The 21044-nt window shown below is 40.1% G+C and carries 17 protein-coding genes; 10 read left to right on the top strand and 7 right to left on the bottom strand.

The features are described from left to right. Nucleotides 1–47: 47 nt before the first annotated feature. The 3 genes from BLP52_RS09765 to BLP52_RS09755 all read right to left on the bottom strand — a co-directional run bounded on the left by BLP52_RS09765 (nucleotide 48) and on the right by BLP52_RS09755 (nucleotide 4040). A complete protein-coding gene (locus tag BLP52_RS09765; RefSeq protein ID WP_091710293.1) occupies nucleotides 48–1025 on the bottom strand; it encodes a cobalamin biosynthesis protein in 978 nt (325 codons plus the stop codon). Next, nucleotides 1022–2515, bottom strand: a complete 1494-nt coding sequence (locus tag BLP52_RS09760) for an aminotransferase class I/II-fold pyridoxal phosphate-dependent enzyme (protein ID WP_091710394.1) — start codon at nucleotides 2513–2515, stop codon at nucleotides 1022–1024. Before BLP52_RS09760 ends, BLP52_RS09765 begins: the two co-directional genes overlap by 4 nt. Nucleotides 2516–2576: 61 nt before the next feature. Beyond that, a complete protein-coding gene (locus BLP52_RS09755) occupies nucleotides 2577–4040 on the bottom strand; it encodes an aminotransferase class I/II-fold pyridoxal phosphate-dependent enzyme (protein WP_154717845.1) in 1464 nt (487 codons plus the stop codon). Between the two features lie 197 nt (nucleotides 4041–4237). Here BLP52_RS09755 and BLP52_RS09750 point away from each other — a divergent pair, with 197 nt between their 5' ends. The 6 genes from BLP52_RS09750 to BLP52_RS09725 all read left to right on the top strand — a co-directional run bounded on the left by BLP52_RS09750 (nucleotide 4238) and on the right by BLP52_RS09725 (nucleotide 8834). After that, a complete protein-coding gene (locus BLP52_RS09750; protein WP_091710291.1) occupies nucleotides 4238–5020 on the top strand; it encodes a TIGR00266 family protein in 783 nt (260 codons plus the stop codon). Then, complete coding sequence (locus tag BLP52_RS09745) at nucleotides 5004–5726, top strand: metallophosphoesterase family protein (RefSeq protein ID WP_338011379.1); 723 nt, start codon at nucleotides 5004–5006, stop codon at nucleotides 5724–5726. The genes BLP52_RS09750 and BLP52_RS09745 overlap by 17 nt, the downstream gene beginning before the upstream one ends. Nucleotides 5727–5759: 33 nt before the next feature. Beyond that, complete coding sequence (locus tag BLP52_RS09740) at nucleotides 5760–6272, top strand: cupredoxin domain-containing protein (protein WP_091710289.1); 513 nt, start codon at nucleotides 5760–5762, stop codon at nucleotides 6270–6272. Between the two features lie 22 nt (nucleotides 6273–6294). After that, entirely contained in the window at nucleotides 6295–7446 is a 1152-nt protein-coding gene (locus BLP52_RS09735) for a tRNA (guanine(10)-N(2))-dimethyltransferase (protein ID WP_091710288.1), read from the top strand. 106 nt (nucleotides 7447–7552) lie between these two features. After that, on the top strand, nucleotides 7553–8134 hold the full coding sequence (locus tag BLP52_RS09730; protein ID WP_091710287.1) for a helix-turn-helix domain-containing protein: 582 nt from the start codon (nucleotides 7553–7555) through the stop codon (nucleotides 8132–8134). Between the two features lie 16 nt (nucleotides 8135–8150). Continuing rightward, nucleotides 8151–8834 carry a DUF2110 family protein gene (locus BLP52_RS09725; RefSeq protein ID WP_091710286.1) on the top strand — a complete coding sequence of 228 codons (684 nt, stop codon included), beginning with the start codon at nucleotides 8151–8153 and terminating at the stop codon, nucleotides 8832–8834. Nucleotides 8835–8855: 21 nt separating this feature from the next. Here the strand turns inward: BLP52_RS09725 and BLP52_RS09720 are convergent, their stop codons facing one another. Next, nucleotides 8856–9596, bottom strand: a complete 741-nt coding sequence (locus BLP52_RS09720) for a transcriptional factor MsvR (protein ID WP_091710285.1) — start codon at nucleotides 9594–9596, stop codon at nucleotides 8856–8858. Nucleotides 9597–9744: 148 nt separating this feature from the next. On the opposite strand from BLP52_RS09720, the gene BLP52_RS09715 reads away from it, so the two are divergent. Next, entirely contained in the window at nucleotides 9745–10764 is a 1020-nt protein-coding gene (locus BLP52_RS09715) for a class I SAM-dependent methyltransferase (RefSeq protein ID WP_338011378.1), read from the top strand. A gap of 29 nt (nucleotides 10765–10793) precedes the next feature. Here the strand turns inward: BLP52_RS09715 and BLP52_RS09710 are convergent, their stop codons facing one another. The 3 genes from BLP52_RS09710 to BLP52_RS09700 all read right to left on the bottom strand — a co-directional run bounded on the left by BLP52_RS09710 (nucleotide 10794) and on the right by BLP52_RS09700 (nucleotide 13989). Beyond that, a complete protein-coding gene (locus BLP52_RS09710; RefSeq protein WP_091710284.1) occupies nucleotides 10794–11267 on the bottom strand; it encodes a DUF2124 domain-containing protein in 474 nt (157 codons plus the stop codon). A gap of 90 nt (nucleotides 11268–11357) precedes the next feature. Further along, nucleotides 11358–12320 carry a methenyltetrahydromethanopterin cyclohydrolase gene (mch, locus tag BLP52_RS09705; RefSeq protein WP_091710392.1) on the bottom strand — a complete coding sequence of 321 codons (963 nt, stop codon included), beginning with the start codon at nucleotides 12318–12320 and terminating at the stop codon, nucleotides 11358–11360. 193 nt (nucleotides 12321–12513) lie between these two features. Further along, a complete protein-coding gene (locus tag BLP52_RS09700; protein ID WP_091710283.1) occupies nucleotides 12514–13989 on the bottom strand; it encodes a hybrid sensor histidine kinase/response regulator in 1476 nt (491 codons plus the stop codon). Between the two features lie 319 nt (nucleotides 13990–14308). Here BLP52_RS09700 and BLP52_RS09695 point away from each other — a divergent pair, with 319 nt between their 5' ends. From BLP52_RS09695 to BLP52_RS09685, 3 genes are read left to right on the top strand one after another with little or no spacing between them, the layout of a single operon-like run. Continuing rightward, the gene (locus BLP52_RS09695) at nucleotides 14309–14908 is read left to right on the top strand and encodes a helix-turn-helix transcriptional regulator (RefSeq protein ID WP_238380780.1); all 600 of its coding nucleotides are present in this window, start codon (nucleotides 14309–14311) and stop codon (nucleotides 14906–14908) included. Continuing rightward, nucleotides 14905–15771 (top strand): hypothetical protein, encoded by an 867-nt coding sequence (locus BLP52_RS09690; RefSeq protein ID WP_091710282.1) that lies wholly within the window; start codon nucleotides 14905–14907, stop codon nucleotides 15769–15771. Before BLP52_RS09695 ends, BLP52_RS09690 begins: the two co-directional genes overlap by 4 nt. Further along, nucleotides 15768–21032 carry a HEAT repeat domain-containing protein gene (locus BLP52_RS09685; protein ID WP_091710281.1) on the top strand — a complete coding sequence of 1755 codons (5265 nt, stop codon included), beginning with the start codon at nucleotides 15768–15770 and terminating at the stop codon, nucleotides 21030–21032. The genes BLP52_RS09690 and BLP52_RS09685 overlap by 4 nt, the downstream gene beginning before the upstream one ends. Nucleotides 21033–21044 lie beyond the last annotated feature (12 nt).

Here is a 21044-nt window from a genome sequence, read left to right as displayed (position 1 = left end):
TTAGACATTAATATCAGACTGTGGTCATTAATTAGCTTTCAACATAGCTATAGTATAATTGTAAGTGAAGATACGATGATAGCAAAGAACGATGCCACAAGGATAATCCAGGATGTAAGTTTGATATCCTCCGACACCGGGTAAGCAAAGCCATCACCCAGAACATAGGTATTCGGTTTTTCCAGTTTTATTTTCAGAGCACCTGCAACGGAAGCCATTGGAAAACCGGAATTTGGAGATGGTGTTTTTAATCCGTCCCTGATACCTGTTTTAAAAGCTGTCCTGTAGTCCGGTATCTTGACCTTACGATAAGCGAGACTCACAACAAGAGTTGCAGCTGAAAGGAAAATCACAGACAGACGTGCAGGTATCCAATTAAGTACATCATCGAACTTGGCAGAGAACCAGCCCACTTCACGGTGACGCTCGTCTTTATATCCTACCATTGAATCCAGTGTACTTGTAGCTTTGAATACATATGCTGCTATGAGTCCGTAAGGCCCGAAACATGCATAGAACAAAAGGGGGGAAAGTATTCCATCTACATAGTTCTCAGAAGTTGTCTCGATAATTGCTGAAGATACCTGGCCCTCTTCCAGTTTTGACGTATTGCGGCTCACATACATTGAAAGTTTCTGCCTGGCGCTGTCAAGTTTACCAGCATCAAGTTCAGTCCTTACTTCATTGGCTGCACCGTAAAGACAGCGAATGGCAAATGTTGCCTTAAGGAAATAAGCAGCCACCAGATAACGAAGAACTGCCGGAATGGACTCAATACCCATGAATAACATTACAAGATAGGCAATAGTACATCCGAAAAGTATCGTAGTAAGGCCAATAAATATTCCGTAAAGCTTGCGATTGTTCTCAGGAATGTTCTTTTTGAAGAAGCCTATCAATCTGCCCATCCAGACAACAGGATGGATTGCAAAGGGAGGCTCGCAGAACACAAGGTCTAGAGCATAGGCTAAAAGTAATACTATTACCAGTTCGCCTGGATTTGCCTGTACCGAAGGCAGGATCATAGATTGAGCTCCATTACTTCCTTCCACGCTTTTCTGATACTTTCATCGTTAAGACCTTCGCCAACAAAGACAGATAACAGGTCATCAACTATCTTTTCCTCATGAACTATATTGCAATTAAGACAGCTCCATACCTGACCACCGCTTGAGCTTTCTATCCAGTTTCCACCTGTACGACTATCCTCGCATGGATAGAAGGGACAGAAGCAGAAAGTACAATCCTGTCCTTTGAAATGACATGGATAATAGTCACAGTCAGTGTTACTTCCTTTGCGTCCGCATTCTGCAGCTACTTTTATATTTTCATGAAGCTGCATCTCAGCCTGTTCCCTGCCCCATTCATATATTACCTGACGTACTGTATCTGCAATACGCTCATTCTCCTCTCTTGTGCGTATTGCCACCCTTATATGATTCTTGCCATTGTTCTGGAAAGAATTGCAGTCACGAATAAGAACACCATGTGATGCCATTCTTTCTGCAAGTTCGGATGAATTGAGCGACAGATCAGTAATATCTACATAAATGTAATTAACACAGCTCTCTGCAGGCTTGAACCCCCTGCGAGATAGTTTACTCATAAGAAAATCGCGTTCTTGCGCTATGAAAGCCCTTGAATCCAGCAGATATTTGCTGTTCACACCGCCTTTCATACTCAAGAGAGCTGTAGCAATTGTATCTGAAACACATCCCATGTTCCAGGAAAGTCTTGCATTGTTAAGCACACATGCAAATTTTGAAGAAGCAACTCCAAAACCCATTCTGATCCCGGGAATTGCAAAAGATTTCGTTAAGGAACGCTGAATGAAAAGATAATCATTATCCTCCACAAGATAAGCAACACTCTGCTCCGGTTCTGCCAGTTCTATATAGGCCTCATCCACAAAGAGTATTGTCTTCTGGGCTGCACATTGTTCTGCAAGTTTCTCCATTTTCTCTTTTTTGAACAATTTCCCCGTTGGGTTATTTGGGTTGCACACAAAAAGGATCTTAGCTTCGGCAAGAAGCTCATCCTCAAGGTTAAAAATATCATCCTGCTCGATATACTTTATACTGGCACCCATGACACTGCATTGCAATTCATATTCACTGAAAGTAGGTCTTGGAATTAGTACAACATCGCCTTCAGCTACTACGCACTCTGCCACCAGTCGTATAATCTCAGTTGAACCGTTTCCGGGAATGATGTTCTCATATGTCATTCCCATTCCCACAAATTCTGCTGCAGCCGTTCGATATTCAAGATAACGGTTATCCGGGTACTGCTCAAGTTTTTCAAGGCCTTTATCCAAAAGGTCCTGCAGGTCCAGCTCAGGATCCGGCTGGTCAAAAGGGGTTCCTAAGGGATTAAGACTTGCACTTGCATCCAGGATATCTGATTCAGGAATGCCGTATTTCTGGGAACTTTTTCTTATCAGTCCACCATGTACACATGGTTCAAGGCTTAGAAGATATTTCTTTACCGGAAGATGTGGTCTTTGGTCTGTCACAATAATCAAAGCATGTAGAAAACATGAAATCTATTGACCTGCTCAATTGATCTTCGCAGAATCAAAGCAGAGGCTCAATGATTTCCTTCCATGCCCTCCTTATATTATCATCAGTGTCTCCGTCGGCCATCAGCGCATCAAGCACCATTTTGGCGACCTTTGGTCTATGCAATAAAGTACAATGTTCACAACTCCACACCTGCCCTCCGGTGGAGCTTTCTATCCATTTACCTCCTGTCAGCTCTTCCTCACATGCATAGAAAGGACAGAAACAGAAAGTGCAATCCTGCCCTGTAAAATGGCAGGGATAATATTCACAGGTACCACGGCCGGCACAGGAACTACCACCGTGTTCAATGGTCTCTTCAAGTTTTTCCCTTGCGTCTTCTCTGCTGGTTTCAGCAAAGACAACATCAAGGGTGTGTATCAGTTTTTCAAAATCCTCCCTCATACGGACTGATATTCTCACATATCGCTTATTTCCATCAAAGAAATCACTGCATTCACGTATCAATATGCCATGCAGAGCCAATCCTTCGCTAAGTCTTAATGAATCCAGGAACAGATCTTTCACGTCAATAAGTATATAGTTAGTATTACTTTCAACAGGATCGAAACCATAGATACCTGAGAAGCGTTTGACCATGTATTCCCTCTCATTTTTAATGAACTCCCGGGACCTTCTAAGATATTCACTGTGAGGACCACCTTCCATGCTCAGGAACGCTAAACCTATGGCTTCGTCCGTTACACCAATATTCCATGAAAGACGTGCAGAATTGAGTATGTTTGCAAGATGAAGGGAAGCAATTCCGTATGCCAGTCTGATACCTGGCATGGCTGTAATGTTGGATACCGACCTTATTATAAAGAGGAACTCATTGTCAAGTGCCATTTCAGCAATACTCATATCAGGATCAACCAGTTCAATTGCTGATTCATCAACAATAAGTAGAGTACAATGTTCAGCACATTTTTGCGCAAAATCAGAAATTTCATCCTTAAGTATGAGCTGGCCGGTAGGATTATTCGGATTACCAATGACAATGACCTTTGCCCTGTCCAATGTCATTTTTGGAAGGTTTAACAATTCATCGGTAGTAAAAGAATGAATACGTGCTCCGAAAACCTCTGCTATATGACGATACTCACCGGATGAAGGTGAAGCAAGAATTACAATGTCCTCTTCATTGACAACGGTTTCCATGATCAGACGCAAGAGTTCACATGTACCGTTTCCGGGAATTATATTATCTGCAGAGATGTTAGTACCTAGATAAGCAGCTGCAGCCTGCCTGAGTTCAAAATATCTGTTGTCAGGATACTGCTCTATTCTTTCTGTTGATCTCAAAACAACCTGTTTCAGGTCAAGGTTACTTGCCTGAAAATCGAACGGTGTGCCAAGAGGATTCGTGTTGGAACTGAAATCAAGAATATCTGATTCGGCACCGTTGAATCTCATTGCCAGTTCATGAGTCCTCCCGCCGTGTTTCTTTGCCTGAAGTGCAAGCAAATAATGCTTCAAATGAAGTGGAAAATTTTTTCGGTACACACTTATCAACAGGTGGTTACGCACAGGAGCTATATTAAACTATTCAAGTTGAGTTGTGCAAGATGCCTTAGAATATGTATAATGAAGGATAAAGCAATAAATACTGGTAACACAAATCTCTATCACAAGTTCTTCAGGAACATTAAATGATTGCATTAGAGGAATAATTGATGGCTGATGAAATAGATTATAAGATTATTGGCAACGACATGCAGCTTGTAGAAATTGAACTTGATCCAAGTGAGGCTGTTAGGGCAGAGGCCGGAGCTATGATGTATATGGGACCGGGGGTCAGAATGGAAACATCCACCGGTGGTGGCCTGCTCAGAGGTTTAAAACGTGCCGTTACAGGTGAGAGCTTCTTTATCACAAGTTTTGTCCACGAAGGGGAAGGAAAAGGCTATGTGGCATTCGGGGCGCCTTATCCTGGAAAGATAATACCACTTGATCTAAGTAAATTCGGAGGTAGTTTCCTCTGTCAGAAAGATTCGTTCCTCTGTGCTGCAAATGGAATTGAAATCGAAATAGCACTCACCAGAAAGATAGGAGCAGGACTTTTCGGTGGAGAAGGATTCATACTCCAGAGACTGAAAGGCAACGGAATGGCTTTTGTACATTCCGGTGGCGCTATTGTTGAGAGAGATCTTGCACCCGGAGAGACGATCAGAGTAGATACCGGATGTCTTACTGCATTTGAAGAAAGTGTCGGATACGATATTACATTGACAGGCGGTTTCAAGAATGCGCTCTTTGGAGGCGAGGGTCTTGTACTGGCAACACTTACCGGACCTGGTAAAATATATCTCCAGAGCCTGCCGTTCTCACGTCTTGCTGACAGGATAGTCGCTGCATCAAGATACATGACCAATAATCAGAGAGAAGAATCCTCCGGAATAGCTGGTATTGGCAGTAATGCACTTGGAGGTCTTCTTGGCGGTGACCGCTCATTCTGAGCAAATAACCGGCAACAACAGGAATTGGAGACGCTTGAAAATGAGGTTATTCGCCATAGCAGATCCGCATGGAAATTATTCAAAGATAGAGGAACTGCTAAAGATCGCAGGTAACGTGGATCTGGTACTGATAGCAGGTGACATTACTAATTTTGGGCCCGATGAAAAAGCCCTTGATCTTTTTGATAAGTTTAGTTCGAAGATTCTTGCCGTGCCCGGTAACTGTGATCATGAGTCTATTATCAAAGTGATCGAAGACTCAAAAGCCACTAACCTGCATAAAAGATCAATCTCCATAGATGGAATAAGGTTCATAGGCATGGGAGGATCAAATCCCACACCTTTCTGCACTCCATTTGAAATACAGGAATGTGATTTTGAAGAAAATATAAGTCGCATGCTGGAAGATGTGAAAGCAGATGAGGTGCTGGTGACCCTTACACACACTCCACCTTTTAGCATTCTGGATATGGTAGGAGATATGCATGTGGGATGCAAGGCACTCAATGTATTCCTTGACAAAGCGGATCTGATGATCTGTGGTCATATTCACGAAGCAAGAGGAGTTGAAAAGTCAGGCAAAACCATTATTGTCAACCCTGGAATGGCTGCTTTGGGATTTGCTGCTGTAATAACTATTGTATTTGATAACAAGACTCCTATTATAAATGTAGAACTTATAAAAAGTGATAGAGAAGTTATTTAACCATCGGAAATATATTATAATGCAGGTGATACAATGAAAGCGAAATTATTGATGATACTCCTGATATCGCTTTCTCTGATAGTTGCAGGCTGTGTCGATAACACAGAGTCCACAACAGAAGAGAATGCATCCACGAACAATTCGGTAACCGATACTGCAAATAACAACACGGTTACAAATAATACAGATAATACGGATAATACTTCTACAGGAGAAACTAGCTCTGTAAATACCAGTTCCGAGGAAAATGGTAACGGAGGAGTTCAGGTCATAGAGTATGAGGGACCAAAAACATACACATTGTACATGGAAAATTATTTGATCCAGCCAAATAACCTGACAATCAGTCAACACGATACTGTAGTATGGTTCAACCGTAATAACCCAACACGCCTGTTCACACTGGTGAGCGATGATGGTCTCTGGGAGAATACTACCATAGGATACAGATTATCCTTCAAATATACTTTCAACGAGACTGGCACATATACCTACCATGTACTGGGCTGGGAAGAAAGAATGAAAGGAACCATTATCGTTAAATAAGAACGTATCTTCTGGGAACCGGATGAAAGTAAGATCTGTAAAAGAAGGAGATACTGAAGTTCTGGTTCCCGTTCCTGAAGAAGGGGCTAATTTTGCTCCTTCTGCAGCACCTGTTTTTTTTAATCCGGTCATGGAGATGAACCGTGATATCTCCATAGCTGCAACATCTGCTTTTCTTAAAAGAATGGAATCTGACCCTGAGAAGACCATAACTTATGTTGATGCACTTTCAGCTTCAGGAATCCGGGGCTTAAGAGTAGCCAATGAAATCGGTATTGAAACCACCCTGAATGACTGGAGTGAAGATGCCTATCAGCTTATACTGGAAAATATTGAAAAACTAGGTATTGATGGCCATACATTTGCAAGGCATAAAAATGCCAATGTTCTGTTACATGAAAAACATTTCAATATTGTTGACCTTGATCCTTTTGGAACACCAGCTCCATTTCTGGCGGCTGCAGCCCGTTCTGTCATCGATTTACTGGAGGTCACAGCAACAGATACTGCACCCCTTTGCGGTGCACATCTGAATTCAGGAATACGCAAATATGCAGCCATTCCACTTAACAATGAATATCACAGTGAGATGGGAGTACGTATTCTTCTTGGCAGGATCGCAAGAGAACTATCACTTCATGATAAAGCCATGATCCCTCTTCTATCACATGCCACAAGGCATTATGTGCGAACATATCTTCACATCAGAAGAGGAGCAAAACAGGCTGACAAAATGCTGAAGAAAATGGGATTCATTGCCCAATGTGAATGTGGCAACCGTGAGATAGTTTATGGTCTTGCTGTTCACGTAAGGGATAAATGCAGTCTCTGTGGCAAGGAAAATATAATCTCAGGGCCTATGTGGCTTGGAGAATTACATGAACCTGAGTTCTGTGATGAGACCATTGAGGAACTCGAGCAGAGAAACTGTGGAACTAAGGAAATGTCCGTTAAAATGCTACAATTCTGCAGGGACGAACTGGATATTCCAATGTTCTATGAACAGCATTTGCTATGTAAAAAACTTGGAGTTTCTGCATCAGCGATTGATACTCTTATCACTGCTCTGAGGGATAATGGTCATAAGGCTTCAAGGACGCATTTCAGTGGTACTTCATTTAAAACGGATGCTGAACTACCGGATATAGAAAGAATAATTGCTGATATCCGTTAGAAATATATAGTATATTTATTTTAATGATATATATTATAATATATAATTAAGGTATTATGATGTTTTCAAACAAGGGTTCTATATGCTAAATTAGAGGGGAAATCGTATGACTAAAGAATATGCTGAACAACTTTTTTTGCAGGAAAAACCAACCCTTGCCCTTCTGGCTATCTGGTCCCTTCAAAAAACCTATGCATCTGTTATAACTAAAGAAATAAATTCCACGTTTGCTCACACTACCAAAATACTGGCCAAGATGGAAGAGCATGGCCTTGTACAGTTCTCAGTTGAAGGACGTGTAAAATATGTGGAGCTTACAGATCATGGTTACAGAGTTGTTGATGCTCTCAAGAATCTAATAATGGCAATTGAAGGTGAAACACCTGAAGAGTCACAGGAAGAGAACAGCACTGAATCTGCCGAAAATGATTCGGAAAATACTGATGAAGCCAGAAAAACAACTCTTGATCATATAGACAGACTGCACCAACAGATAGTGACCACATATAACGGTCTTGAAGAGAACGATGCTGAACTTCAGATCATGAAAATGAAAATAGGTCCTTTTAGCAGGGATATCCAGTTACTCTTAAATTCAATAGAGGAGAATGAAGACCTTATTAATGACGAGGGACTGGATAAACTTACAGAGATACAGAATATCTTTGACCTTGTGATGAAACAATAACTAAAGGACAATAATAATGGTCACAAAACTATTGATCAAAATCTATGGCAACAGGGAAAGAGCAACTCATTCTGCTGAAGTACTGATCAACAATGAACTTAAGGAACTTGATGCCTCTGCTGAATTCTCAGTAAGTGATGACAATTGGCTTACTTTGGATCTTAAAGGTGAGGACAGCGAGTTCGCTTCCAATTTCCTAATTCAGAAATTCGGCTCGCCTGTCACAAAAATAATGAAAGGTGAAAACTATCACGGATTCATACGACAGATACATGATGACGAGATCGTTGTTGATGCAGGAGTTCTTGTGACCATTCCCCGAAAGAATCTTAACAATCTGGGAAACGGAACTGCTAAACAGATAGCTACACGGTTTGGTATTATAAGACACCTGCCTGTAAAAGTAGAGATAACTGATGAAAAGGCAAAGGAAGGAATCTTTACCAGAGAACAGGCAGACCTCTGGTGGAGCTGGAAGAAATCTCATCAGGATAGGGTGATTGCGAATTCGGTCACCAGGTCAGAACTTAAAGCGGCTATCAAGAAAACAGGCCATGCAAGGGATATTTACGGCATTGAAAGACTGGGCCTTATGGAACACATGATAACATGCCGTGAAAACACCGATGGACCGGGAATTGTTGCTGCTATCGGCAAACTTGTAAAAGGTGAGCTTGGGGTTGTAAGAACCTCAAATTAATTTTTAGTTAAATCATCAATATTAGAGTTTTATCATCTGGAAAAAACAGGAATCGCAAGTATCATCGCATTTACCGATCATTTGCATTACGCATTCCCCGCCCATTTTTGCCCTGAACACACCTTCAAAGACACCTTGTGCGAATGAGCACAATGTTTTCTCTTTTATTGGTATGGAGCGACAATCGAAAAAATTATGCACGGCGAGTTTGATGGGATCCTTTTCAAGAATAGTAAAACTTCCGATATCATTTTTTTCCCAGAAATTCAGCATTTCCTGAAGGATATCCCCCGGCTCCTGTGAAACGATATTCCTTGAGAGACTGGTACCAACATCATGACCTATTTTGCGCATGATGGGATCACAGTTGACACCGTGTGCCCTGAAACCATACTGAACCGCATGAAATAGACATTTTAAACAACCAAAAGAGTGAACTTCAGGAGAAGCTATAAGGTCCAGCATTTCATTATACTGTTTCATTCCCGGTTCCTGGGAACATGCTACATACTGACACCTCAGGAAATAGACTTTTTTTCTTTTATCGTTGGAGTCAATGGTTTCCTCAAGGAGATTCTGGCTCTTTAAGTCATTGAGATGCACAGATATTGTTGATTTGGCCTTACCGGTATGCTGTACTATCTCATCAAATGATTTACAGCCTGTTTTGAGAAAATCAAGTATCTTTATCTTTACAGAACCGTTAAGAGCAATAACTCCAATATCAGTGGAAAAAATAGCCGTGTTGTCTCCGTTGTTCATGCAATTATGAATAAAACGACAATGTATTTAAATGTTCGCTATTGAACGAATGAGTTTATTCAACATATAAAGCCTTGATTTACAACCTTAACTATAATCAAACTTATAGTTGCATATGTTATTTAAAAAATAACCACTCTCTGAAACAATGACCATGAACAAATGTATTCGGGTTCCGTTAAAAGATGCGGAAAAAATCAGAATTCAACTTGCAGGATCAGGCAGACTTGATCCACACCGCAAAATAAAGCTTATTGATACGCACCAGCGTTTGCTCGAAATACCGGTTACGGAAGACATTGAAGGTTTTGAATCTTACATGCAGGAAAACGCTGAGTTTTACAATAAATGGCAATCTCTTGAAGATATACTCAAAAATGATATTTCCTCAAATGAGCTTGAGAAACTTCCTTCCGGATGGCATATTATCGGAGATATTGTAATCGTCACAATAGACCCCACTATAGACCATCTTAAAGTGATGATTGCTAAAGCCTTGCTGCAGATGTACCCATCATGCAATACGGTTGTCAGAGATCTTGGAATCAGTGGTCAGTTCAGATTACCAAAGAGGGAGATTCTTATTGGAAACAACACGGAAACAATCAACAAAGAGCATGGATGTCTTTTCAAGCTTGATGTTACAAAAGTGATGTTCTCCAAAGGTAATCTCCATGAAAAGAAGCTTATGAGTAAGATCGGCACGCATGAGACAATAGTGGACATGTTTGCCGGAATCGGATATTTCACTATCCCAATGGCAGTTCATGCAAAACCTGAGAAGCTCATTGCAATTGAGATAAATCCGCAGTCCTATGGATACCTGAAAGAGAACATTATTCTGAATAAAGTAGAACACATCGTTGAAGCTCTGAACGGTGACTGTGCGGAACTAACACCAAAAGGAGTTGCTGACAGAGTCCTCATGGGATATGTGAATACCACACACCACTATCTTGATTCCGGGATCGCAGCCCTGAAACCGAAAGGTGGCATAATCCATTATCATGAAACAACACCTGAAAGTATGGTGTTTTCAAGACCTGTTGAGAGAATCAAAACCGCAGCTTTGAAAGCTGGAAGAAGAGTTGAGATACTGGACTGCCGGAAGATAAAAAAATATTCTCCGGGAATCTGGCATGTGGTTGTAGACGCCAGGATTAGTTAAAAATAAAAGATAAAAATGAGTATCTGAGTTTATAGTTTTTTGATTTCGTTTGTCATATCCGCATCAATGATGTAATCGAAGTCAATGTGGCCTGGCCAGTTGCAGTTTATAAGCATTGACTGAAAGCAGACACCGATTATCAATTTATTCTCAGCATCTTTCAGTAGTTCATCAACAAGTTCCTTCATCTTTTCAGGTTCAACACCTATCTTTGGCATTGCAAGACCACCAAGAAGGACCACAGTATCTGCGGCTGGGTCTGCCTTTTCGTCAAGCTGCATTCCATAAGATGAGAATACCATTGAACGTGCTTCATCTGCACGCAGGTCAGGGAGGAAAACAATCTCTTTATCGCTGCCTCTTAGAACAAATGCCATGAGCTCGGCAAATGGTGTGCAGAAACCAACGGTTCCGATAAAAGTGATTTTTTTAGAATTACTGACAAGTTTTCTGAATTCTGTAAGCTGTCCACCGATACCTTTTGAAGTACTTATGATTTCCATTACTATCTCCAAAAGGAAAAAAGTAATACAACCTTTAAGGTTGTATCGGTATTATTTGAGTATGTTAGAGACTTAAGTCTAAGTCTTAGCTTAGATCTCTTTTATGCCGAAGGATTCCAGGAGAATGCCAGGGTTGATCCTTCCGCTTGTGAAGGACTTCTTGCTCTTGACATCATTCACTGTTATCTTGGCTGGTGCGAACATTCCTGCGTCAACCTTGAAGAAGTCGAATTCTGCTTCCTTGAAGGTTGTGTAGAATGGCTTACCGAAGTCCCTTGAGGTTGTGGATGGTGCCTTCTTGACAAGTTCTTCCAGCTTCTCCACATCTCCGTACTCAACAGTGTAGTATGTCTCACCACAGTAGATGATACAGTCATTGGTTGAACCCATGCACTTTGTGTCATCTCCGACAACTGGTGCAATTGGAGCAACACCGAAACCGCTCTTAATTGTGTTGATGTCGTATCCGATGGATTCGAGCTTGTGGATACCGGTCTCAACAATACGTGCTGAGATCTGGACACAACCTGCAATTGATGCTGTTGGTGCAACAGCGATGTAGACGTTCTCAGGGTCAACACTGCAGTGCTTTGCAATGTATTCGACAACCTCTTCATCTGGAATTGCGCTTGATTCCATTACAAGGACTGCAAACTCGGAATCATCTTTGTAGCCTATTTCTTCATACAGTTCTTTTGGTTTAAGACCCAGAGCCCTTGCAGGACCTGAACCCATTCCGAAATATTTACCGACTGCAATTCTCCAGCCTGCGTACTGGGATGCCATACATGCGATGGTTGGGTGATCTGTTGCTACCTGAATAGCTGGTACTGGAAGACCGTCCAGGTCGAACTTAGTGTAGCTGATGTCTGCAAGATCTGCAAGACAGAGACGGGAAAGATACATACCTGCATCATATCCACCTTCTACATTCACACCACAGTCAATGACAGTAGCGCCGTTATCAAGCTCTATGGACTGAACCTTAAGTTCCTCTTCCCAGTCAAGCATCTCATCGATTATAGCTAATCCCTTTTCGTTGACACTTATCACGTTTATCACTCTTAACCTGTTAATCGAGTGACATTAGGCACTGGAGCATATATACCTACCGTCTTTTCAGGTAATTATACACTCAATTAGCTACCTATGGTATCACTCACTGCTCGCTAATATGAAAATATATGATATGAAAGTTGTGATTACTATTTACCTGAACAGTAAACTAAAAAATTCGAGACCATGATTATTTGTCTTTTTTAAGTGTCAACCAGAAAACACTACCCTTTCCTCCAGGGTTGTCATCAACATCGATGAGTTCCATGTGAAGATCCATGATCCTCTTGACAATTGCAAGACCAATGCCTGTACCTCTGATGTTTTCCTTATGGAGTCTCTTGAAGCGTTCAAAAACAGAAGCCTTGCTTTCATTAGGTACACCGTCACCCTGGTCTATGAAACTGAGTTTCCATTTGTCTCCAATATCCATGACATCAATAGTAATGGTGCTTCCATCAGGACTGTACTTTATGGAATTGGAGAGAAGGTTCACAAAAACCCTTTCTATCATAGGATTTGCAATAGCAAAACTGTCTTCATCAATCTTTACAGTGATCTCCATGTTCTTTTCCATTGCCAGATGCACAAAACCGTTTACAGTGTCATTTATCATTGAGTTCAGATCAACACGTACAAAACTAATATCATCAACAGATTCGAGTTTAGCCAGATGCGCCGCATCCTCTATCATAAATATTAATTTTTCAGTTGCCGTACTGACATTGTTCAAAAGGATCTTCTTGCCCTCATCAGTTTCAGTTTCAATAAGTAAGTCAACAAAAGACTGGATAAGACCGGCAGGATTTAGCAGATCATGCCTCATGACATCAGTAAAGAGATCCTTGAGGTCGTTGGACTTCTCAAGCTGATATGCGTATTCTTTTAGCTGTTTTTCAGCTTCTCGCATTTCAGTTATATCCTCACCGGATATCAGAACACCCATATTATTGCCAAAATTATCCTTCAGTGGTGAATCATACCACCTGAAAAGACGTTCTTCACCTGTGCTTATAATGATAGGGAATTCACTGTATTCATAGGGTTTAACCTCGCCTGAAACAAGGCCATCATAATGAGCCCGGATATCACTTACCGAATCATGCGGAATGAAAGATTCTATCCATTCTTTGCCAACTATTTTATCAGGACTGTAACCCAGAAAATCAGATCCTTTCTTATTAATTGTTGTAACCTTGAAATCAAGATCCAGAACAGCTACCAGAATTCCAACATAATCCAGATAATAGTATGCTTTGTTCTTTTCGGTCAAAAGATTATCATGCTGTTCTTTTATCCTTAGAAGAGAATCAATCTTCTTTTCAAGCTCGAACTTACCAACAGGCTTTTTCAAAAAATCGTCTGCACCAGCCTCGATTCCTCTTTGATGATCTGCTTTGTCAGTTAGAGCTGTAACCATTATAATGGGTATGAAATCCATTTTGAACTCGTTACGTATGACCCTGCAAACATCATATCCATCCATCTCAGGCATCATTACATCCAGAAGTATCAGGTCAGGACATTCATCTTTTACTTTTGCAAGAGCATCCTTTCCATTATATGAAGTTACGATGTCGTAGTCATCCCCAAGATACACAGACAACAATTCCACATTCAGCGGTTCATCATCAACGATAAGGATCTTATATTTCGAGGCTGTCATCTAAACCTCATTATAATTCTACATTTATATAAAGCTGCCTAATTATTTCAATGTTGTTTCAGTAACTTCTAAAAAATAAATGTTGCCCGTTCTACTTGCATAGTACTTTACCAACAATTTGGATTAAATGTTAAACTATTTAATTCTTGGCGCGTTATTGTTGAAATGATTGTTATTGCAATAAAGTAATTGATGTTGTACAAAAACAGCATGTAACAATGGTGGTTTCAAATAAATGATACGTTTCATCCAATTGTTACAGTCAAAATATATCATTTGTTTCATCCCTTGTGATAATTGTCAACAGTGAGATGGTGACTTGATAAAGGAAAGAACAAAACTAATGATATCAGCAGGAATTCTTATCCTAGCAGGAATAATTACAGTGAGCATACTGCTACAGGATGCACCTGTAGTTATACAAATAGAGGGCGAATCATTCAAGATAATCGAGATTCCCTATTCCTATACTACAGGTGAAGCATACCTGCTGCTAATATCCGGTTTTTTCTCAGGTTTTGCCTTGTACCAGATATTTTTGTCTCTGGACATCTATCCATTCGCACACAAAACTACTCGTGAGTCTCCTTCTGATATTGAAATTGAAACTAATTTAGAAATGCTTATTTCTGGTGATGAAACTGAAATTCTAGCTGAAAATCAAGCTTCAATCCATACAGGCATGAAAAAAATACTTCTCATGGCTCTGGAAGGAGATGAGAAAAAGATTGTCAGGGCAATTGTGGATAACAACGGACAGATGCTACAAAACGAACTTGTTAACAGACTTGATTTTTCCAAAGCTAAAACTTCACGTGTTCTTTCTAATCTCGAAAAGAAGGGCATAATCTCAAAACAAAAGTACGGACTGACCAACTGCATCTCACTGACCGAAGAGATAAGGGGTGAGAACAAATGAGAAAAGAACTTCCATTAATTCTGGCAGGAATTATTCTGGTTTCTGTCATAATATGGTGGCACTATGACAGTAGTGTCGATGTAAGTATTGCTGAGATAAATGCACCCCGGACTCTGGGGGTAGATACTATCAGAACCGATAGCATGAATGAAATTGAACTTGTCATACAGAACAACGAATCAAAAAATGTTGAAGTAACTATCGAAACTGAAAATGCTTTTGTCGATGAGAACGGAAAGAGTGTCGACACGTTCATTGTATTTGGTTATGATGGCAGCAAATACAGTAATTATATTTCAACGCAGGACAAGATCAGCCTTGAACCAGGTGAGAACAGATTAACCCTGCTGCTTGGATATCAGGTAACGGGAGAACAGAATGTTCATATCAGGATTGTAAACAATGAAGTTGTCCTGGATGAGAAATCTTTTACTGTAGATGTTTTACCACCTGAGCTTTCTCTGGAGTTAAATTACGATCTGAAAAACGAAGGAAAACTGGAAATCTATAATATCGATGCCTATGTGTTGAACAGCGGTCTTGGCAGAGCTGAAAATGTAGAAGCAGGCCTGAGTATAATAAACCCTGAAACAAACGGGACTATAGCTTCAGATAAATGGAATCTTGTTGTACCAGCCTATTCCAAAAGTCCTTTCAGCACATGGCATGATTCTCCGGCTGGTGTTATTGAGCTAAGCTCCGGCGATAACTCAGATGAAAGTTACATGCCTGCCCTGGCAGTTGTTAAAGGGAAGACTTGTGAGCAATATATTGTGCGAGTTACTGCTGTATGGCATGATCAGGTTGTTGAAAAAGAAATACTTGTGCCTGAAAATAGTTCAGAGTTGGAGGTTCAATTATGAAAACAACAGGTAAAACTTTAATGATACTGATTATAGCAATTATCACATTTGTTCTTGTATCCGGAACCTGTGTTTCCGGCGAACAGAATAATCTGGGTACAAGTGATAGCCAGGTAACCGACAATTCCAGTACCTTTTCATTCATTATGAAGTCTTTTGAATCCATAGTTTACACTGAAGAAGATAAGAACATTACAAAGTGGATTGATATTCTTGAAAATGAATCTGAAACCCAAGAAAATAGAATCAATGCAGCAGATATGCTGGGAGAAACAGGAAACAAAAGAGCTGTAAAACCACTTGAAAGAATATTCCTTAATGAAGAAGAATCTGAATCGCTGCGTCATGTTGCTACCTATAATTTAGGAAAAGTAGGGGATGAAAGAATTACAGATTCATTGATTGCAGAACTTTACAGAACAGACGATTCAAGATCTGCAATAGCAGCTCTTGGAGAGATTGGAGATGAAAAAGCAGTCACTCCCCTAATGGAAGTACTTGAAAATAAAAGTGCTTATCCTGAGGTTCGCTATAGAGCTGCCGAAGCACTTGGAAAAATAGGAGATGAGAGAGCAGTTCAATTGTTGATTGATAATCTGAAAGATGAATCATCTCTTGTTGCTTCAAGATCAGCATGGGCACTTGGGGAACTTGACAACAAAAGCGCCATCAAACCTCTTATCCAAGCACTTGAAGATGAAAGATACGGCGTGGTACGTAATGCTGGCGAAGCTCTTCAGAAAATGAATGAACCAGTTACAGAAATTGTTATTGATAATTTAGATAGCAGAAATGTAAATGTTAGAAAAAATTCAGCCACTCTACTTGGAGACCTAAAAGCAAATGATGCTACAGATGAACTTCTTGTAATCGTAGAAAACAGAGCAGAAGACGAAAAAGTCAGAGCATCTGCCGTAATAGCCCTTGGAGATATAGGAAACAACAGTTGCATAAAACCACTTATAAAAATACTAAATAATCCAGATGAACCAATAGATGTGAAACTAAATGTCCCATCCACTTTGAGAAGAACTGACGAAAATGCAGCAATAGACCCACTTCTTGATAATCTGAATGATGCGGACCCGGAAGTAAAGATTAGAATTATGGAGTCTCTGGAAGCAATTTCATCAGATAGAGCAGTAAAACCTATAGAATATCTATTATTGAATGATGAAAAGTGGAGAGTCAGACAACAGGCAGCAATTACACTTGGACGAATGAGTGGAAGTAATTCAACATATGCATATACATTAGCATTAAATGATGAATCAGCTATTGTTCGTTCTGCTGCTGCTTCCCAACTTAAAAACTATCCCGATAAAAATGCAACTGAAACATTGATAAGCGCCCTAGGAAATGAAACTGATCAATCAGCAAGAAATACAATGGTGCAGGCATTAATCATAATAGAAGATAAGAGAGCTACTCCAATACTCACCCAAATAGCTGAAAACGAAAACGAATACATAAGTGTTCGAACTTCAGCAGTATCAGGTCTAGGTAATTTTAGAAGCAGCAATACTACAGAACTTTTAATCCAGATACTTGAAAATACTGCTAATTCACCCTATATGAGATCAGCCGCTGCCACTGGTCTTGGAAAAGTCAACGACACAGAAGCTATTGAAGTTCTGATCAGAGTTGCAGAAGATGAGAGAGACTTCATCCCTGTCAGGGAAAGTGCACAGCAGGCACTTGATAATATTGAACTGAACAATTCCGGAATTGTTTACACATCCAATATTGTAGAGATGGGATTCAATTTCTCACCGATTATAGATTTTTTCAAATCATTTGTCCATACCGAAAGAAATGACAACGTAAGTCAGTGGATTGAAATTTTGCAAAATAAATCCGAAAGTGAGGATAACAGACGACATGCTGCTTATATGCTGGGAGAATCAGGAGACACCAGAGCTGAAAAACCATTCATAAAAGTAATGGAAAATACGGTAGAATCGGATTCATTGCGTCAGTCAGTTACCAGTTATTTTGGAAAAGTAGGAAGTGAAGAAGATACTGATATGTTAATAGAAATGCTGGATGATGATATTCTTGATACCACAGCAGTTATTTCCTTAGGTGATCTTGGAGATGAAAAAGCAGTCGAGCCACTTATGGATATACTGGAAAATGAAAGCCAGTCAGAAAATATGCGAGGATATTCAGCAAAAGCACTTGGACAGATTGGAGATGCACGGGCAGTAGAATTGCTTATTGAATGCCTAGAAAATGGACCATGGCAGATACAACCGGAATCGGCCTGGGCTCTTGGGGAAATCGGTGATGAGAGAGCAATTGAACCTTTAACCAATCACCTAGAGGATGAGCATGAATTTACAGTTACAAATTCAGCTGTATCTCTAAAAAAATTGGGAGCGCCAATAGAAGAGATGCTTATTGAAAATCTTGATCATCGGGATGCTACTGTCAGGATAAATTCGATTCGTGCACTTAATTCTATTGAAGGACAGGATGTTTATGATATTTTTCTAAATATTGCGCAGGACAGAAATGAAGAAGTAAAAGTACGCAGAAGCACTATCATAGCCCTTGGAAAATTAGGCAATGAGGAGGCAATCGAACCTCTTGTTCAGATACTGGAAAATGAAAATGAAGAAAAAGAGGTGAGAAAGGGAGTTCCATGGGCACTAATGAAAATAGACGAAGAAAAAGCGGTTGAGATACTTCTTGATGGATTTGATATCGAAAATATGGAAGTCAGGGCAAGTATTGTTTCCTCGCTCAGGGTACCAGAAGAACAAAAATCAGAAAAACTATTGGATGCGATAGAACCTCTTGAATATCTGTTATTGAACGACGAACAATGGCCTGTTAGAAAGCAAGCCGCAATCGCTCTGGGAAGTATAGCCGGAGAAAATGCATCAGATACTCTGGCAATGGCCTTGAATGATGAAAATTCAGAAGTCAGGTCTGTTGCAGCAATGTATCTTTCCTATATGTCTGATGAGAACTCTATAGAATATCTGATAAATGCTCTGGCAAATGAAACAAACAAGTATACACGTAATGATCTGGCACGTGCACTTGGTCATACAAACGATAGCAGGGCAGTACCTGTTCTTGTGCAGATCATGCAAGACAGAGAAGAATACATAGATGTACGAATATTAGCAACAGAAGAACTTGGCATTTTTAAAGACAGGAATTCAACAATTCCTCTTATGAACATAGTTGAGGCTAAGGATGATTCTCCCAATATCAGAAACGCGGCAGCAGTTTCACTCGGACAAATAGGAGATCCGGCAGCAATTAAATTAATGACCGAGATTGCAAATGATAAAGAAGAGTATCCTGCAATCAGGCTGAGTGCCCAGGAGGCACTAGAAAAAATAGAAGAAAACAGTTCTATGAGAATTAATGAATCTCAGGTAGTTAAAATGGGATTCGATTTTTCTTCAATTGTAGATTTTTTCCAATCATTTGCCCATACTGAAAGAAATGACAATGTAAGTATTGTTGAGATTAATGCGCCCATAATTGAACTCAGTCAGGGAATGAACTCCGATGAGAGCTATATACCTGTAAATGCCAGTACAGCAATGAAAAACAATATTGAACCTCTGGTAAATACAGGAAACGAAAAAAATGTGGAACTTTGGACTAATATACTTCAGGATGAATTCAAAACCGATAATGAAAGAATTAACGCTGCTAAGATGCTTGGAGAATCTGAAGATACAAGAGCTATAGAACCACTTGCACAAATGATGAATAACTATGAGGAGAACAAGACTTTACGCAATGCTGCTACTGAAAGTATTGTGAAGCTTGGATCTCTGGGTGACAAAAGTGCTATAGCTCCTCTTACACAAATAATGAATGACCCTGATGAGAATGAAACTTTGCGTAATACAGCTGCTGAAAATCTTGCTAAATACAGAGGTTCCAATAGTATCAATGAGCTCATTGAAACACTTGATGATGAAGACTTTTCAAATAGAATAAACGCAGTCAAATCACTTGGAGCTATTGGAGATACAGAGGCAGTTGACCCCCTAATGGAAATACTTGCCGACCCAGACCAGTATGATGAAATTCGTGCATCTGCAGCAAAATCGCTTGGCCAGATAGGAGACAGAAGAGCAGTTGATCTCCTCATAACCACTCTTAAAGATGGAGACTACCTTATTCCTGAAATGTCCGCATGGGCACTTGGGGAAATCGGTGATATGCGGGCTATCAAACCTCTTGATAATGCATTGAAATATGAAGACAGAGGGACTGTATACGAAGCAGCAGTAGCACTGGATAAAATGGATGAACCTGTAGCAGATATCCTTATAGATAATCTGAATTACATGAACGAAGATGTAAGGAAAAATTCAGCCTATGTACTTGGAATAATGGAAGAACAAGCTGCCTACGAACCACTTCTTGAAATCGCAGAGGACAAATCCGAAAAAGAAGAAGTGCGCAGAAATGCAATATCAGCACTTGGAAGGATTGGAAATAAAGATGCTATTGCACCTTTGATCTCAATTCTGGAAAATAAGAACGAAACCGAAACTGTGAGAACAACAGTTCCAAAAACAATAATGAGAATTGATGAGGGAGAAGCTATTGAACCATTGTTAAACAACCTTGCTGATGAAAATATGGAGATAAGAATAAGCATTATACATTCATTCTATTCAACCGGAGATAAAGAAGTTGTTAAAGCTCTTGAAGATATGATGCTTACCGATGAGAAATGGCGTGTCAGACATGAAGCTGCAATGACTTTAGGCGAGATCAGCGGCCAAAATTCTACACCTGCATTAATTAAGGCCTTAGATGATGATTACTGGGCTGTGCGTTATACTGTGGCAGGAAGATTTGTTTTAATAAAAGATAGTAATGCAACTGAACCCCTAATCAACACTCTTGAGAATGAAACAGAACAAAAGGTCAGGTATACCATAGTATATGCCCTTGGCCAAATAGGAGACGAAAGAAGTGTTCAGGAACTCATAAAAGTATTAGAAAACAGAAATGATTACCTTAGTGCCAGATTACGCGCTGCTGAAGGTCTTGGAATAGCAGGAAACAGGAATGCAACCATTCCAATGACAAACATATTACTCAATAAGGATGATTCACCTGATTTGAGATTAACCGTTGCTAATTCTCTTGCAATGCTCAATGATCCTGAGGCTATTGAAGCTCTTGAACAGGTTGCAGAAGATGAGGATGATTACCCCGTAGTGAGAGAAAGTGCTCAAAAGGCAGTGGAAAAGATACAGGATAATTCCTGATGTCTTTGCTTT

This window comes from Methanolobus vulcani (genome assembly GCF_900100715.1).
Classification (GTDB): Archaea; Halobacteriota; Methanosarcinia; order Methanosarcinales; family Methanosarcinaceae; genus Methanolobus; species Methanolobus vulcani.
The sequence above is the reverse complement of the archived record's forward strand: the minus strand, read 5'-3'. Positions and strand labels throughout refer to the sequence as shown.